This window comes from Syntrophus sp. (in: bacteria) (assembly GCF_040768185.1).
In the GTDB taxonomy this organism is placed as follows: domain Bacteria; phylum Desulfobacterota; class Syntrophia; order Syntrophales; family Syntrophaceae; genus Syntrophus; species Syntrophus buswellii.
In genome coordinates, this window is record NZ_JAXGNC010000007.1 from 1 (window position 1) to 16,032 (window position 16,032).

15 protein-coding genes are annotated in these 16,032 nt (G+C 56.1%); 6 read left to right on the plus strand and 9 right to left on the minus strand.

The window, feature by feature from the left end; genetic code table 11:
• From AB3175_RS08275 to AB3175_RS08285, 3 genes are all read right to left on the minus strand, one after another.
• Positions 1 to 1,347: calcium-binding protein (locus AB3175_RS08275; RefSeq protein ID WP_367360472.1), on the minus strand; the 1,347-nt coding region annotated here is incomplete at its 3' end.
• A gap of 641 nt (positions 1,348 to 1,988) precedes the next feature.
• Positions 1,989 to 2,408 (minus strand): universal stress protein, encoded by a 420-nt coding sequence (locus AB3175_RS08280; protein ID WP_367360473.1) that lies wholly within the window; start codon positions 2,406 to 2,408, stop codon positions 1,989 to 1,991.
• 39 nt (positions 2,409 to 2,447) lie between these two features.
• The gene (locus tag AB3175_RS08285; RefSeq protein WP_367360474.1) at positions 2,448 to 3,002 is read right to left on the minus strand and encodes an HDIG domain-containing metalloprotein; all 555 of its coding nucleotides are present in this window, start codon (positions 3,000 to 3,002) and stop codon (positions 2,448 to 2,450) included.
• A 401-nt stretch (positions 3,003 to 3,403) separates the two neighbouring features.
• On the opposite strand from AB3175_RS08285, the gene AB3175_RS08290 reads away from it, so the two are divergent.
• From AB3175_RS08290 to AB3175_RS08300, 3 genes are read left to right on the plus strand one after another with little or no spacing between them, the layout of a single operon-like run.
• The gene (locus AB3175_RS08290; RefSeq protein ID WP_367360475.1) at positions 3,404 to 4,783 is read left to right on the plus strand and encodes an FAD-binding oxidoreductase; all 1,380 of its coding nucleotides are present in this window, start codon (positions 3,404 to 3,406) and stop codon (positions 4,781 to 4,783) included.
• A gap of 39 nt (positions 4,784 to 4,822) precedes the next feature.
• Positions 4,823 to 5,269 (plus strand): PPC domain-containing DNA-binding protein, encoded by a 447-nt coding sequence (locus tag AB3175_RS08295; protein ID WP_367360476.1) that lies wholly within the window; start codon positions 4,823 to 4,825, stop codon positions 5,267 to 5,269.
• Between the two features lie 50 nt (positions 5,270 to 5,319).
• Positions 5,320 to 5,988: an MBL fold metallo-hydrolase gene (locus tag AB3175_RS08300; protein WP_367360477.1), complete on the plus strand. Its 669-nt coding sequence runs from the start codon at positions 5,320 to 5,322 to the stop codon at positions 5,986 to 5,988.
• A gap of 6 nt (positions 5,989 to 5,994) precedes the next feature.
• Here the strand turns inward: AB3175_RS08300 and AB3175_RS08305 are convergent, their stop codons facing one another.
• Positions 5,995 to 6,960: an MBL fold metallo-hydrolase gene (locus AB3175_RS08305; RefSeq protein ID WP_367360478.1), complete on the minus strand. Its 966-nt coding sequence runs from the start codon at positions 6,958 to 6,960 to the stop codon at positions 5,995 to 5,997.
• A 177-nt stretch (positions 6,961 to 7,137) separates the two neighbouring features.
• Between AB3175_RS08305 and AB3175_RS08310 the strand changes: the two genes are divergently transcribed.
• On the plus strand, positions 7,138 to 8,274 hold the full coding sequence (locus AB3175_RS08310; RefSeq protein WP_367360479.1) for a site-2 protease family protein: 1,137 nt from the start codon (positions 7,138 to 7,140) through the stop codon (positions 8,272 to 8,274).
• 76 nt (positions 8,275 to 8,350) lie between these two features.
• Positions 8,351 to 9,202, plus strand: coding sequence for a ferritin-like domain-containing protein (locus AB3175_RS08315; protein ID WP_367360480.1), 852 nt, complete (start codon positions 8,351 to 8,353; stop codon positions 9,200 to 9,202).
• A gap of 119 nt (positions 9,203 to 9,321) precedes the next feature.
• Here the strand turns inward: AB3175_RS08315 and AB3175_RS08320 are convergent, their stop codons facing one another.
• Positions 9,322 to 9,537 carry a hypothetical protein gene (locus AB3175_RS08320; protein ID WP_367360481.1) on the minus strand — a complete coding sequence of 72 codons (216 nt, stop codon included), beginning with the start codon at positions 9,535 to 9,537 and terminating at the stop codon, positions 9,322 to 9,324.
• A gap of 643 nt (positions 9,538 to 10,180) precedes the next feature.
• Here AB3175_RS08320 and AB3175_RS08325 point away from each other — a divergent pair.
• Positions 10,181 to 12,319, plus strand: a complete 2,139-nt coding sequence (locus AB3175_RS08325) for an HDOD domain-containing protein (protein WP_367360482.1) — start codon at positions 10,181 to 10,183, stop codon at positions 12,317 to 12,319.
• Between the two features lie 31 nt (positions 12,320 to 12,350).
• Here the strand turns inward: AB3175_RS08325 and AB3175_RS08330 are convergent, their stop codons facing one another.
• The 4 genes from AB3175_RS08330 to zupT all read right to left on the minus strand — a co-directional run bounded on the left by AB3175_RS08330 (position 12,351) and on the right by zupT (position 15,891).
• Positions 12,351 to 13,511 carry a M20 family metallopeptidase gene (locus AB3175_RS08330; RefSeq protein ID WP_367360483.1) on the minus strand — a complete coding sequence of 387 codons (1,161 nt, stop codon included), beginning with the start codon at positions 13,509 to 13,511 and terminating at the stop codon, positions 12,351 to 12,353.
• A gap of 2 nt (positions 13,512 to 13,513) precedes the next feature.
• Entirely contained in the window at positions 13,514 to 14,029 is a 516-nt protein-coding gene (locus AB3175_RS08335) for an N-acetyltransferase family protein (protein WP_367360484.1), read from the minus strand.
• A gap of 51 nt (positions 14,030 to 14,080) precedes the next feature.
• On the minus strand, positions 14,081 to 14,518 hold the full coding sequence (locus AB3175_RS08340) for a hypothetical protein (RefSeq protein ID WP_367360485.1): 438 nt from the start codon (positions 14,516 to 14,518) through the stop codon (positions 14,081 to 14,083).
• Between the two features lie 470 nt (positions 14,519 to 14,988).
• Positions 14,989 to 15,891 (minus strand): zinc transporter ZupT, encoded by a 903-nt coding sequence (zupT, locus tag AB3175_RS08345; protein WP_367360486.1) that lies wholly within the window; start codon positions 15,889 to 15,891, stop codon positions 14,989 to 14,991.
• Positions 15,892 to 16,032: the final 141 nt, after the last annotated feature.

Below are 16,032 nucleotides of genomic sequence, written 5' to 3' on the forward strand. Positions count from 1 at the left end.
GTCATTGCCGTCGCCCCCGGAAATATACTCGATGCCCGCCGTGCCCAGGTTGAGGGTGTTCCCGACGGTCCCGTTGATGTAGACCCGGTCGTAACCGGCGCCGCCGCTGAGGCTGGAAAAGGCGGTGCCGACCGTGATCGTGTCGTCCCCGGCTCCGCCGCTGACGCTGTCGGCTCCGCTGTTGCCGGCGTTGATCGAGTCGTTTCCCGCCCCGCCGATAATCGTGTCATTGCCCGTGCCCGTGGAAATAGAATCGTTGCCGGTGCCTCCGTCTACGGAATTGTTGCCGTTCCCGACGCTGACGGTATCATCGCCGCTCCCGCCGTAGACAATGTCTCGGCCGGTACCGCCGTACAATCGGTCGTTACCTCCATTGCCATAGAGGGTGTTGTTTCCGTTGTCGCCGTAGATGTAGTCGTTGAAGTTGCCGCCCCGGAGGACGTCATTGCCGAGATTTCCGTCGATCGTCAGGTCTACGGATTGTGCGGTTCCATCAAAACTGTCGTCGCCGCTCCCTCCGGAAATATACTCGATGCCCGCCGTGGTCAGGTTGAGGGTGTTCCCGATGGTTCCATTGATGTAAACCCGGTCGTAACCGTCGTTGCCGCTGACGCCGGCAAAGGCGGTGTTGATGGTGATTGTGTCATCCCCATCCCCGCCGCTGACGCTGTCGATACCGCTGCTGCCGGCATTGATCGAGTCATTTCCTCGGCCACCCACAATGGAGTCGTTGCCCGTGCCCGTGGAAATAGAATCGTTGCCGTCATTACCGTAGACGGTATTGTTTCCATTATAAGCGTTGATCGAGTCGTTGCCGCTGCCTCCAGAGGCGGTGTCGTTACCGTTGCCGCCGTAAAGGTGGTCATTGCCTCCATTGCCGTAGAGGGAGTTGGTTCCGTCACCGCCGTAAATGTAGTCGTTGGCGTTTCCGCCCCGGAGGACGTCAGACCCGAGATTGCCGTCGATTGTCAGGGCCACCGTTTGCGAACTCCCATTGAAATTGTCATTGCCGTCCCCACCGGAGATCCATTCAATGCCCGCGGTAGTCAGGTTGAGGGAATTTCCAGCCGTCCCGCTGATGTAAACCCGGTCGTAACCGCCGCCACCGCTGACACTGGCAAAGTCGGTGGTGAGGTAGATCGTGTCATCTCCATTCCCCCCTCTGACGGTATCGGCCCCGCTTCCCGCATCGATCCAGTCGTTGCCGCCACCCCCATCAATCGTATCATTCCCTGCGTAACCATAGATGGTGTCGGCCGCATCGGAAGGAATACCGCCTGTCACTCCCGGTGAAACAGATTCGGGAGTAATTGTGTCGTTGCCGGAAGTACCTTTAATCGTAGCCATTTTTTGTATTCCTTTCATTAGTTGTTGTTGAGGCCATAAAAAATGTCATTTGTTTTTTTAAGAAACAGGTCGAAGTAAATGAATAATTCACTTGTTACCCCGTCAGATGGGGCGTGATCAAATGCTTCGAATCATCATGTCGGATGGGGAGGATGATCCGAAAAAAATGTTCTTGAGCAGGTTCATTTGTTGAATGGATATAAAAACAGATATATTCAATAAATTAAACGGTTTAACCATACCTTATCTTCGCTTTAAAGTCAATAAGCATGAAGTTCTAGATGTACTTTTCTATAAAATCAGGAAGACAGGAAGAGAGGAGATGAAAAGAATTTTTGATTGAGAAAAGACGACGAACATTGGAGAGGCTTTTTATTGCGGCCGTCCCGCTGATAAAAAGACCTTATTGTCCCCGTGCTGTTTACACGGGCAACGGTATCCAGGACAGGGACATCTGTATCAACATGACAACCGGCACCCGCGAAGGCTGCGCGGGGAGCCGAGCTGTCGGGTTTGCGGCCGCTTCATGCCTCAATAAAGCCTGCTTTGCCAAGGGTTCCTTCATGGTTGCCTGAATCGCTTCATGGGTTGTTTCCGGAAGGCACCCGCATTTGATGCGCCCTGTTCAACCGGCGTTTCCTTCACTTCACCAGGAGAACGGGGCACTGAGACAGGATTCCGATTTTATAACTGATGGTTCCCCAGTCCCGTGACGGCTCGTCCAGGTGAAGCTTGTGAGAGCTCATGACGATGAGATCCACCCCCGTTTCGGAGGCATAGTTGAGGATTTCCTTGACACGATTGCCAAAGGCGATCTTGTCGGTTACCTGGACGCCGCGGTTCTCGCAGAAGGCGACCAGGCCGGCCATTTTCTTGTCTGCGCTCTTTTGCAGGCCGGTATAAAAGTCTCTGAATTCTTCAAAGGTAGCGTCTTCGATGCTTTCTACCACATGGAGGAGGCTGACGCGAGCCTTCTCCTGCGCCGCCACCTGAAGGGTAATCTCCAGGGCTTTTCTGTTTTTTGGTGTAAAGTCGACAGGAACCAGAATGTGCTTAAACATGGTCACACCTCCGCAGCAGGATCTCCGGACCCCGGGATCTTACAGTCCCAGCTGATCGCTGATCTCCTGCATGGCATTCAGGGACAGATCCACGAACTCCGGCAGGGAAATCCCCAGCTTTTCGCATTCCAGGATGATATCCCGATTCACCGAGGCCGCGAAGTTCTTTTCCTTCATCCGCTTGACGACCGATTTGGGCTTGACGCTGGCCAGCTTCTTGTCAGGATAGACAAGGGCCGTAGCCGTTATCAAGCCGGTTACGGTTTCTCCGGCGGCGAGGGCAAAGTGAAAATCCGACTGCCGAGGCCTGCCGCTGGCCATTTCATTATGCAGGACAATGGCCTCAACGATCTCCGGGTCAACCCCCCTTTCCTCAAGGATCTTTGCGGTTTCCAGTCCGTGCACCACCAGGTCCGCGTTTACCTTCTCCACATCCAGGTCGTGCAGAAGCCCGGCCAATCCCCACCGGTCTTCATCCTGATGGAGCTTCCGGGCCAGCGCCCGCATGACGGCTTCGGCAGCATAGCAGTGCTGGCGCATCTTTTCGTTGGCAATGCAGGCATTCAACAATTCAATGGCGTCTGAACGGTCCATGCGGCACTTGATCCTCCTTGCACGAAATTGAGATTTACTCCGGCGTTAGGATGACAATTCAAGGGATGGATGTCAAGGGGATTGCTCTGGGGTGTGCCGGATTTGGAATTCGCACACGGCGGCAGCCATAAACCGCCTTCACAGGAAGAACGGTGCCGTCCTGGCCCTTCTGAAAAGGGCTTGTCCTGTTCCGTGCGGGAGAAAGCTTTTTTCTTCTCCTGTTTTGTGGTATGGGGACAAAAGGCCCCGTAGAATGGCCTTCTTAATGACGTTATTAACAAGGATCACGCGCCGGCATGACGTAAGCGGCTCAACAGGATGCGGAAACGGATCCGGAAGAGGCAGGCGAAGCCGGCGCCCATGTCCGAAAGCAAGCGGGCTGCTGTGAGGTGGATGCGAAGATGACCGAACCTTGCCTGGATGAACGGGATATCGACAATCTGACCCGGATCGTTGGGCGGGAAAGGATTTCCCGGGGGGAGTCGGTCCGTTTTCTTCATTCCCATGATGAATCCTTCCATAAGCCCTGCCTTCCCGAGGTTGTCCTCTGGCCGCACAGCACCGATGAAGTGAGCCGGATCGTCGCCCATGCCTTCCGGCGGAGGATTCCCGTGACGCCCTGGGGGGCGGGCAGTTCCCTGGAGGGAAACCCCATCCCTGTTTTCGGGGGGATCGTGCTCGATTTCCAGGAAATGAACCGGGTCCTGGCGGTCCGCCCCGAGGATTTTCAGGCGGACGTGGAGGCCGGGGTGGTCTACAAGGAACTCAACCGCATTCTGGAGGCGGAAGGGCTCTTCTTTCCCCCCGATCCCGGAGCGGCGGCAACGGTGGGCGGGATGATAGGAAACAACGCCAGCGGGATCCGGAGCGTTCGGTACGGCGCCACCCGGGATTACGTGATGCGCCTTACCACCGTTCTTTCCGACGGGCAGGTGATCCGGACGGGCAGCCGCTCCCGCAAGTGTTCCTCTGGATATGATCTCTGCCGTCTCTTTACCGGGGCGGAGGGAACGCTGGGGATCGTGACCGAGGCCACCCTGAAGCTCGCAGGGCTTCCCGCCGCCTTCATGGCTGTCCGGGCGACGTTTCCCACCCTCGGTCACGCCACCCGGACCGTCTTCGAGATTATGCGCTCCGGGATAACGCCGGGGGCCATGGAGTTCCTCGACAGGGACATCGTTGCCGTTCTCAATCGGGACCGGGGGCTCCGCCTGGAAGAATCGCCCACGCTGCTGATGGAGTTCAGCGGGTACAGTGAACGCGGGCTTGAAGATGAGATGTGTTTTGTTTCAGAGATCTGCCGGGACAACGGCTGCATCCTCCTGGACCGTGGGATCGGTCCGGAAGAGCGCAAGCGGCTCTGGGAGATCCGCCATCTCACCCACGAGTCCATCCGGCGCACTCACCCGGGATTGAAGTCGCTGAGCATGGATGTTGCCGTGCCCCTTTCCCGGTACAGCGAACTGGTGGCCCTCATCAAGGAACTCGTGGCCGGCCTGACGGCTTACATCTTCGGACATGCGGGCGATGGCAATATCCACGTCGTCGTGATGGACGATCCCGAAGACGAATCGCGCTGGGCGAGGGTGGAGGCGGCCCACAGCCGGGTGGTCTCTTCGGCCCTGGACTTCGAGGGAACCTGCACTGGAGAGCACGGCATCGGGCTGGGGAAAAAGAAGTTCATGGCCAGGGAGCATGGCGAGAGCCTGGAAACGATGAAAAAAATCAAGGAGCTGCTGGACCCTCGGGGCATTCTCAACCCCGGCAAGATGTTTCCCTGAAGAAGAGTTCAGAAAAAAAAGGATGAGCAGGAGAGACCCATGAAATTTTCACAGGCCCGCCAGGGTCGCATCTTTGTGATCCGTCTCGAAGACGGAGAAATTGTCCATGAGGTGATCGAGCGGTTTGCCGCGGAACAGTCGATTCGCGCGGCGGCCATCATCGCCGTGGGTGCGCTGGATTCGGGCAGCCGGGTGGTCGTCGGTCCGGAGGAAGGCCGTTCCACTCCCGTGGTTCCCATGGAGCATCTGCTGGAAAATGTCCATGAGGTGGCGGGAACCGGCACGCTCTTTCCCGATGAAGAAGGCCGCCCGCAGATCCACATGCACTGTGCCATGGGCCGGAAAGACCGGACCGTCACCGGGTGCATCCGGAGAGGGGTCAAGGTGTGGCAGATTCTGGAAGTGGTTCTTTGGGAGCTGCTGGGCACGCCGGCGCGCCGGGCGGCCGATTCCGCGCTGGGTTTCAATCTGCTGCAGCCGGAATGACGTTTTTATGAGTGCAGATACAGCTTCCAGAAATAAGGAGAAGAACGAACGTGAAATTTGATGACGATCTTTATGTTTACGAATGGACGGAGTATTTCGACAACAACTGCAACAGCTATTACATCGGAGGATCTGTCCAGGCCCTGGTGGATCCGGGGCTGGCCAAATATTTCCCCCGCCTCCTCGGCGAGATGGAAAAGGACGGAATTCAGCGGCAGGACATCCGCACGATCATCAATACGCATGCCCATGCCGATCACATCGAAGGAAGTTCGCTGTTCAACGGCTCCGGGATTCAGATCGCCCTGTCCGAAAAAGATCTGGCCTTTTACAAAGGGCCCGAAAACGCCATGTTATGCCGCATGTTCGGCCTGGCGGTTCCTCCCATCGAGATCAACCTTCTGCTGAATGAGGGCGAATTGATTCTCGGGGATGAAACCTTCCAGGTCCTGCTTGTCCCGGGCCACTCCCCCGGCTCAATCGCACTGTACTGGCCGCGTACCGGCGCCCTCTTTTCCGGGGACGTGATCTTCGATCAGAATGTGGGGAGGACCGATTTCCCGGGCGGTAACGGCAGTCTCCTGAAGCAGAGCATCACGCGCCTCTCCGAATTGAATGCCGAATTTCTGTTTCCCGGACACATGGGAATGGTGATCGGCCGGGAGCGGGTCAAAAATAACTTTGAAATCGTGACCCGGCATGTTTTCCCCTACATCTAGGCTTCCTCAGGGAAGATAGCGGATGGTATCGCCGGATCGGATTTCTTGAATCAGCCCTTCGCTTTTCAATTCCAGCAGGTGAACGCAGGTTTCGTGAAGCGCCAGATACTGGTCGAATTCCGGAAGGTTGCCGCCGAAAAGGTCCAGGGAGACTTTCCGCCCCGTGTCAAATCCTTGGCGAACCGCTTCCAGGATGAGTTGCTTGCGCTCCTCGTGATGCGCCTCAATTTCCCGGATGCGGGAGCACAGATCGGGAATCATGTGGCCGTGCGAAGGAAACGTGCGATCAGCCGCTAATTTTTTGACTCGCCTCAGAGATTCGAGAAAGCTTTCCAGGGGATGCCACTCGGGGTGAAAGAGGTCGATGCTGAGGTTGGGAGTTATGACCGGCAGAACATGGTCTCCGGAAAGGAGCAGCGCCTCGCGGGGAAAGAAAAAGCAGACCTGCCCCCTCGTGTGACCGGCGGCGGGGATGACCTGAAAGGCGCGATGGCCCGCCGTATGCCAGGAATAAGGGAGGAGGGGTTCATCGGCCTCGATGAGAGAAGTAACCCCCGTGAAATACAGATGAAGCTCCTGCAGGGAATCGATGAGTTCCTCCGGGAAGCCCTGCTCCCGGCAGAAAATCCGAAGGCGGCGAAACAGCTCTCCCGTCCGGTTCTGATTCCGGAGGGCCTCGGAGTCGGCCTCGGAAAGATAAACCCGGGCGCCGCTGATTTCCTTCAATCGGCCGGCCAGGCCGCAATGATCGGCATGGTAATGGGTCAGAAAGATCCGGTCGATGTCGGACACGGACCTTCCGACCTGCTGCAGCGCACGTTCCAGCGCTGAAAACCCCTCCGGAATATCCATGTCCGTATCAAACAGCGTGACCTGCCTTTCCGAAACCAGGGCAAACGACATGATATGATTCAAGCGGAAGGGCATGGGAAGGGATATTCTGTAAAATCCCCCGGCGATTTCTTCGATCAAGAATCCGAAAACCTCCATGGCTCATTGATAAGAACTGTCCGTCCTATAATTGAGGAGCGGGTCAAATGGCAACAGGTTTTTCCCCGCTGGGCTCCGAACCCCCTTTTATTTCTCTTGATTTTCTCCTGGAATACGGTCATTATTGCTGTAATTTCAATATAATCTCCAGGTATCGCTATGTTTGGAAACCGAATCACCCTGTTCCGGCTACTGGGGTTTGAAGTGCGGATTGATGCCAGTTGGGTTATCCTGGCCCTGCTGGTCACCTGGTCTCTGGCAAAGGGCATTTTCCCCGGCTCCTACAAGGGGGTGTCCGAGAGCGCCTATTGGGCCATGGGGGCCCTGGGAGCCCTGGGGCTGTTTTTTTCCATCATTTTTCACGAACTCTGTCATTCCCTGGTGGCCACCCGTTATGGAATCCCCGTAAAGGGAATCACTCTGTTCATCTTCGGGGGCGTCGCGGAAATGGACGATGAGCCTCCCAGTGCCAGGGCCGAGTTTTTCATGGCCATTGCAGGGCCACTGTCCAGTTTCTTCCTGGGCCTGGCCTTTCACGGGATCTCCTATGCGGGCAGGCAGCTGGGGTGGCCGGGAACGATTCCAGCGGTCACGTCCTACCTGGGCTTTATCAATCTGCTCCTGGCCTCATTCAACTTGATTCCCGCGTTTCCCCTGGACGGCGGCCGGGTCCTCCGTTCGCTCCTCTGGGGATGGAAGGGAAATCTTCGCTGGGCGACGCGCATTTCTTCCGGATTCGGTTCCGCCTTTGGCGTTGTGCTGATGCTCCTTGGAATCTTCAGCATCTTCCGCGGCAATTTTATCGGGGGGCTGTGGTGGCTGATGATTGGTTTTTTCCTGCGCAATGCGGCCCAGATGTCTTATTCCCAGCTTCTAGCCCGCAAGGTCCTGGAAGGGGAAAAGGTGCGCCGCTTCATGGTGACGGAGCCCGTGACGGTGTCCCGGACTCTGACCCTCGACGAGTTTGTCAATGACTATGTTTACCGGTATCATTACAAGTTGTTTCCCGTGGTTTCCTACGGCCGCCTTGCCGGGTGCATCACCGTCCGTCAGGCGGCGGAGATTCCCCGGGAGAATTGGAAAGAGCACACGGTGGGCGAAATCGCCGCACCGTGCACCCCGGACATCACCATTGGACCGGATGAAGACGCTGTCCGCGCCCTGGCGATCATGAGCCGGACGGGAAACAGCCGCCTGCTGGTGGTCGAGGGTGAGCGCCTGCTGGGAATTCTCACCCTCAAGGACATGCTGCAGTTTCTGTCTCTTAAACTGGAGCTTCGTGACTGGAAGGCATAGGGATCGCCGCCTCTGCTGCCCGGCAGTAAGGGAAAATCCACAGGAGGAATAACTATTTATTCAGGAGGAGGATTACATGGATACGAAGGAATTGATCGACATGCTGAATCGTGATTTTGCAGATGAACACGCCGCCATCATCCGCTACCTGGTCCATGCGTACCAGGAGGGGGAGGACACCCCGATGGGAGCGGGCCTGCTTTCCCGCTCCAGGGAGGAGATGTGGCACATGCACTGGCTGGGTATGATCATCGGCCGGCTGGGCGGCGAACCGGATTTCACGCCGGGGCCCTATCCCTTTGATCCCACGAGCCGGGCGACGATGCTCAAATCCTACATCGAGTATGAAGAAAAGCTGATTCCCCATTACCACGGCGAAGCGGAGAAGGTGGATGATCCCCACATACGCAGGGTGCTTCACCGGGAGGCCTGGGAATCGGCGATCCATGCCAGGCGTTTTCAGCGGATGCTGGACAAGCTCAGCCCGGAAGATGCCGGGGGGCTTCCCCAGGGCGACCATGAGCTTCCCCCCGCTTTTCTGGAGATGCTCCAGCAAGAGCTGATCGGCAAATACAACGAAATGCTCCGGCATCTCCGCCTGTCCTGGCTCTCCCAGAGGGATGGCGCTAAGGGCTGGGCGTTGATGGATCAGTCCATGGAAAAGATGAAGCAGCTGGCCCTTTTCGCGGAGGCCGTTGCCGAAGACGGAGCGGTGCCGCGTCTGATTCCCGAGAGCATGGACGCGGGGCAGGCGGTGGAGCAGGCTCTTCGAAAGGCCCTGGGAGATGTCCGGGAGGCTCTGGGGCGGCACACTCGACTGCAGGAGGATGGGGAGTTTAAAAAACATTCCGGCTTGGTGATGAAGATGGATCTTACGGTCCAGCAGGAGTCCCATCAGGCTGAAGAAATAGAAGACTGGCTGAAATAAGGCGGTTCCAATTTCCTCCCTGAAGGCGATTCAGAGACTGCCCGCTGGGCGGTCCGCTTTCAGGGAGGTGTTCCTCTTTCTTACCGTCGAACATCATTCCTTGATCCGCTTTTCCCCTCTTATCGCTTTTCTTTCCCGTGCTCGGTGATGACAAAGCATTCACCTTTCTGGTCGATGATGCGGCAGAGAACCATTTCATGCAGGCTGTTCTTTACATGAAAGAGGGGTTGCCCAAGCTGCTGAGAGATTTCTTCCGGCGTCAAGGGCTTATCAAGTAGATAGAGAAGTGACCTGGCCCTGGCCGTGACGGAGCCGTCGGGATTAACGCTTTTCATTCTTCCACCTCCTTGTCTGTCCATGTTTTCGTCGAGACCGTGACGTTCATCTGTCGAGGTTTTAATAAAAAGCAAATGCCGGGGAACGCGATGGATTCTTTTTTGCTTGTTGAAATTTGCAGCCGGAATTAAAAGGACGAAAGGTCTTCTTCCTTCCGGCGAACGGATTTTTTTCTTAGAGAGGGATCGGCGATCCAGCATCCGGTGCGAAGTCTTGAAGGAGAGGAGCCAGGGGTGACGGGGGAGGAGCATGGCGTTTCAGCGGAGGAGCATTTGTTTCCGAAAAACAGCCGTCGATCGAAGCGGGCGTCAAGGATCGTCGGGAAGAGCGTTCAACTAATTGTAGATTACTATAATTTTTTTTAAATGCAAGCAAAAAAAGAACGGCCGGTTTCACCCGGCAAATGAAAACGCCGTGATGTCGGAATGTTGGAAGGCGTTTGCCGATTGATCCGTCCCGCCTTTTTGCGGCTGCAGGCGCGGCAAGGTTGCAGATTCCCGACGTTGTCGAGGAGAACATCGGGAAGAGGAGAATCATCCTCACGGCTCGAAACGGAATGCGCTTCCGCGGATTCTCAAAGTCAAGCCGCTATCGAATCTTTTACGCTCGTCTTCAACAGAAAAGATTCTGCAAGGGAGAGATATGCCAATCAGTGTGATCTTTGCAGCGGTTCTGATCCTGCTTCTTCTGGCGTTTTTCCTTCTGAAGGGGAAAGAGAAGAAAAAACCCTGCCTGGCCGTCATCAAATCGCCGACAAAGTCTTTCCCGGAAATGGACAGAACGGTCATTTCTTCTCCGGCTCTGCCTCCGCTGCAGCCCGACGGAGAGGAGACACTTCCGCCGGGAGAGGGGTTTTCAACCCTGAACTGGGTGATCAAAAACAATATCCAGGCCGCCATGGAGGATATTTACGCGGATCACTACATCAATCCCTATCCGTTTATGCCGCCAGTGGAATATCGGAATGTCTCACCGGAAACGGTCCACATCATCCAGGATCAACTTTTTCAACTGAAAAATTTCCGTTCTGTCCACGACGAACTTCAACATATCTTAAACAACCCGGACATTCAGATATCCCATATCTCAAAAATGGTGACCTCTGATCCGGTTTTGACGGCAAAAATCCTGAAAGTAGCAAACTCTCCCTATTTTGGGATGCCCAAGAAGCTTGATTCGATCAATCATGCCCTGTTGATTCTCGGCATTGTCAACGTCAAGAATATTCTCTATCGCGAAGGTCTGCTCCGGCTTTTCCTGACTGCGAATCCCGAAAAGGATGCGGTGATGGAAAAGATCTGGCTGCATGCCACGCTGACATCCATATGCGCGGCCCACCTCCACTCTCTTTTCAGCGGCTTGAATCAAGGGAGTCTTCTGACCATGGGATTGCTTCATGATATCGGAAAGATGATTCTGCTGATGATGCCGACATCCGAGGGCGCCACGGTATCGGAAGAGCATGTGGACTCCTTGAGCCTTGAGCAGGAAGACCGGCTTTTTGGAGTCAACCATGCCGTCATTGCCGGGATTGCTCTTTCCGAATGGGGGTTTTCCGATCTCATGGTGAACGCCGTGGTCAATCACCATGTGCTTTCCTATCGAGACCGTGCATCCCTGTCTGTGGCGCGGGATCAATTTCCTTATCTTTTCGTACTGTTCATGTCGGATCAATTGGCAAAGGGGATTGCCGGCGACGAACATCTCAAGGCTGATGTTCTCCATCCCAGCTATCGCCAAATCATAGAACGAAGCCGATTGCAGGCGCTTTTACAGGAGGCTGCTTTCCTGTCCCAGATACGGGAGGCGGACGCCCTCTCCCTCCGTCCCCCGGCTGGAATGATTCACGCTCAGACCGTCTCCTCCGGGAAAACCATTTTCAAGCAGAACGGAGGCGCTCCTGCCGCCGGTGATACCGGGGCGTGCGGAAACGACGGAGACGCCACGGTGATCATGGATTCCGCAAAGTCAAAACTCACCATCGGACGCTATGAAATCCTTGCGGTTATCGGGCAGGGCGCCATGGGAACGGTTTATCTGGGGAGGGATCCCCTGATTCAGAGGACCGTGGCGATCAAGACTCTGCGTTGCGCCGACGGGGACGACATCGCCCTGTCCAGGCTCCGTTTCTTCCGGGAAGCGGAGGCGGCCGGCAACCTCTCCCATCCGAACATCGTAACGATATACGATGTGGGTGAAGGCCGGGGGATGGCTTACATCGCCATGGAGTACCTGGAGGGCTGCGATCTGAGCAAGTACTGCGCGAAAGAAAACCTGCTCTCTCAAGCGGAGGCGGCCAGAATTTCCAGGGATGTGGCCCTTGCCCTGGATTATGCCCATGAACGGGGCGTTGTTCACCGGGACATCAAGCCGGCCAACATCCGGATATCCTCGGCAGGCCATGTGACCGTGACGGATTTCGGCATTGCCCGGGTGGCTGATCTGTCAGGCACCCGCGCCGGCACGATCGTGGGTACGCCCAATTACATGTCCCCGGAACAGGTCAACGGGGAAACGGTGGACGGGAGAGCCGATCTTTACTCCCTGGGGGTGGTCCTCTATGAGCTTTTGACTGGAAGCAAACCTTTCCAGGGCGACGTTCTCGCCGCCGTCATGAACAACATCGTCAACCGTTCCCCGGCCCCCGTCCTGGAAAGAAATCCCATCGTTTCAACAGAATTGGCAGCCATTGTAGAAAAAGCGATGAGCAAAAAGCGGGAAGAGCGGTATCAGTCCGGGCGGGAAATGGCGGCCGGTCTGGAGGGTCTGATAAGCTCCTGAAGAGCCGGAACAAGCCGCATCGCTTCCGGGTTCACTTCACCGCGGGATCGTCCGTTTTTTCCGGCACAAGATTCAGGCAGAGGGCGGCATAGATCCGGGCCGCTGCCAGTACTTCCCGGAAGGGCACTTGTTCTTCCGATGTATGTGCGGTTTCCAGGGAGCCCGGTCCGAGAAGAATGGGCTTGGTCCCCGCCGCATAGAAGAGGTTGCCGTCGGAATGTGAACGGAAGGCGTCCTGGCGGAAGGGGATGTTCAGATCCGCATAAATCTCTTTTAAAAGGGAGGCCATGGAATTGTCGGCTCCGAGATCGTATCCCCCATAGGAGACGTCAAAGCTTATCTCCACGTCCAGGTCAGGGATGTAGCGATGCGCTCCCTCAATGCCCCGGCGGATGGCCTCCTGAATGATCATGGGCTCCCTGTCCGGGGGAAGGTGCAGATCGATCCAGGTTTCACAACGGTCAGGAACGACAAAGCCCGCCGGGGAAGAATTCATTTCCCGGATCGAATAGACGACATCCGACTTGTCACGGTCGAACAGGGTGTTTTTACCCAGATGCAGCAGAAGCCGCAGCATGGATTCCACGGCATTGTGGCCCAGCTCCGGCAGGGACGAATGGCTTCGCCGGCCCCGGGTGATGAAATTCGCCTCCAGGTAGCCGTAATGGGAAAAACAGGCCGACAGCCCCGTGGGTTCACCGATGACGGCCCAGGGAGGGCGGCACCTGTCCAGAAAAGCAGCGCTGCCGTCGCCGTTTTCTTCTTCTCCGACGACAAGCAGCAGGCCCACCGGCGGCCGTTCGTCAACCTGCAGGGTCTCCGCAAGGGCCAGCCAGGCCTCCACCATGGCTGCGCATCCCCCTTTCATATCGGCACTGCCCAGTCCGTACAGGACGCCTTTTTCCTCACGCGTTCCCAACGCCTCCAGATCCCAGGAGGCGACGGTGTCCACATGACCGACCAGGTAGAGAAACGGTTCGCCCGGCCCCATGGCAGCGCTGAGGTTGTAACGGTCTTCCTCAACCTCCTGATGCTCCACGGCGATGCCGGCCCCCCTCAGGAGCTTTTCCAGGTAGGCCGTGATATCCGCTTCCTTGCCGGATGGGGAGTAGATGTCGAGAAGATCCAGAAGCGTTTCATGCAGCCTTTCCGGCTGAATGGCTTTTTCCAACAGCTTCGGGTCACGGGTCATGATTAAGCCTTTTTCCTGACCGATTTTCTCTTGGCCCTGCGGGACAGGTTGAGGGAGAGAAAGAGGTGTTCCTGGCGATCCTTGAACCCCATCTTATCGAAGAATGAAAGAGCCGGCTGATTGTCGGCCGAGGTGTCGATGATGAGCATCCTGACCCCCCGTTCTCTCATCCGCCGTTTGACCTCAGAAAAAAGCCGGCTGCCGACCTGCCTCTTCTGGGCTTCCTCCCGTACTCCCAGCCAGACGAGGTAACCGTATTTCCATGGGGAGTTGTGCTTTTCCACAGTCGTTCCCAAGGCGAAGCCAAGAATCTTGTTACCCGCCTCCGCTACGAGGCAGAGCTCGCTGTCGGAATTGAAGAGGGTGGTGATTTCATACTCGTCCCAGGTGCGGTAGAGGTTTTGAGAGTACTCGGCGGTAAAAATCTCCTCGCCGATGTGGAAGACCTCGGCAAGATCGTCGATCATCAATTCCCGAATGCGCAACTTTTCTTCTTCGATCGGCGGATCCTGTTCCATACTATGCCCTCGTTTTGTTCGCGCCAAACCGGATATTCTCGAGGCGTCAAATCAGGCCATGATGTCGATATGGATGCCGACGGGAAATCCCTGAACGCCTTCCGGACGGTATGCCCGGATCATGTTCTGCAGTGACGAGGAAAAAATCCGATGGCCGGGCGTATTCGAATACCGGGAGGAGGCGCTCTCCGCGCGTCCGATGTCGTGAAGATCCTGACCCAGCTGCAAAACGGCCTTCTGCGCTTCAGTAATATTGCTTTCCCCGAGGGCGCGGCCGATGGCATCATAATCCCCGGTCAGTTTCAGGCTGACCCTGTCAAAAACGGCCGGCGCTGTCAGAGAGAGATTTTTATAGGCCAGCCTGGCTTTTTCCAGATGACCGTCATGGACGGATTGCACGAGTTCATGCAATCCGCTCCGCACCTGGCCGAAGCCGGAAGAGGTGTCCTTTGCCTGGTACGCATCGGTGTTGAAAGTTATTAGGGACAAGGGCACGGCACGAATTTCCCTTTAAAATCGTTTCATTGTAATAATGGAGAACGCTATCCGTCCGTGATTTCAGATCCATGGACGTCAATTGGTCTCAACTGCGGGATGATTCTATCATTTTTAGAAGAGAAAGATAAGGTGAAATTTTAATATTCCTGAATTTATTTAGCAACTTGTCCCGTTTTAATTGGCCGCCGGCGCGGTACGGCACAAAATGACTTGTTTTCAAAGGCCTTCAAGAGTGTGCAGCAGGAAATTCCGTCCGTTTATGCGGTGCAGGTCCCGGCCTTCCGGGTGGAAAACCTCCCCGCGGAAGGGGAACCGTCCGGATCGGCGAATTGCTCCCTCGGATCATGGCCGTTCCCCGTGGCCTTGTTGTTTCTCAGGGCAATTGACCGTGAACTGCCCGACGTGCTCAGGAGGGGGATGTATTTCGGAGGCCATCCTGAAAGAAGCCCTTTTCTCCTTGGTCAAGGCTTCATGAGCAGGAGGCTCAACGCCATGACCATCATGCCTGCGACGAGGCCATACAGGCTGTCATGGCCTTTCCCGTAGGCCCTGCTTGTCGGGAGCAGCTCATCGAGGCTGATGTACACCATGATGCCGGCCACGACTCCAAAGGAGATTCCAAGAACCTGGGATGGGATCGCCCCGGAACTGTCTGCCAGAAAGAACCGCATCGCGACATATGCGGTGAGGGCGCCGAGCGGTTCGGCTAATCCGCTGAGAACCGAATACAGGAAGGCTCTCCTGCGGTCACCTGTGGCATAGAAGATCGGTACGGACACGCTGATCCCCTCCGGGATGTTGTGCAGCGCAATCGCTGCCGCAATGGCCACGCCCAGCCCCGGGTTCTGCAGGGCGGCCATGAAGGTGGCCAGCCCCTCGGGAAAATTGTGTATCCCGATCACCAGCGCTAAAAAAAGCCCCGTCCGCATGAGCTTTCGAGAATGGGCACTGTCATTCTGGAGCCCCTTTTCCGACGGGTTCATTTTTATGGAGGACTCGGAGTCCGGGATCGGAGCCGACGCGTCATGGAGCGGCATGATCTCCGCTTCAGAGTGGGTCTCATGGGGGTTTTCGGCGGATGGGATGAGGTTGTCCACCAGGCCGATCAGCAGCATCCCCCCGAAAAAGGAGGCGGCATTGATCCAGGGCCCCAAGTCGTCCCCATAATGGTCGGTGAGGGATTCCAATCCCTTGAAGAAGATCTCTACAAACGCCAGGTAAAGCATCACGCCGGCAGAGAAACCGGTTGATACCGACAGGAACCTGTAGTCAGCCCTCCGCGCCTTGAAAGCGATGATGCTGCCGATCGCCGTAGCCATGCCTGCAAAAAGGGTCAGCCCGAAGGCGAGCCATAAATTTTCCATGGTATTCTAATCTACAGGAGTCTCACGTTCCAGCGGTCAACCGATTGTCGGCCTCTGAAAATCGGAGTCATGTTTTTATGCTCTTATGAACATCCCATCATCCTCCTTCTAAACCATCCCTGTGCAAAATTCAAAAGGTAT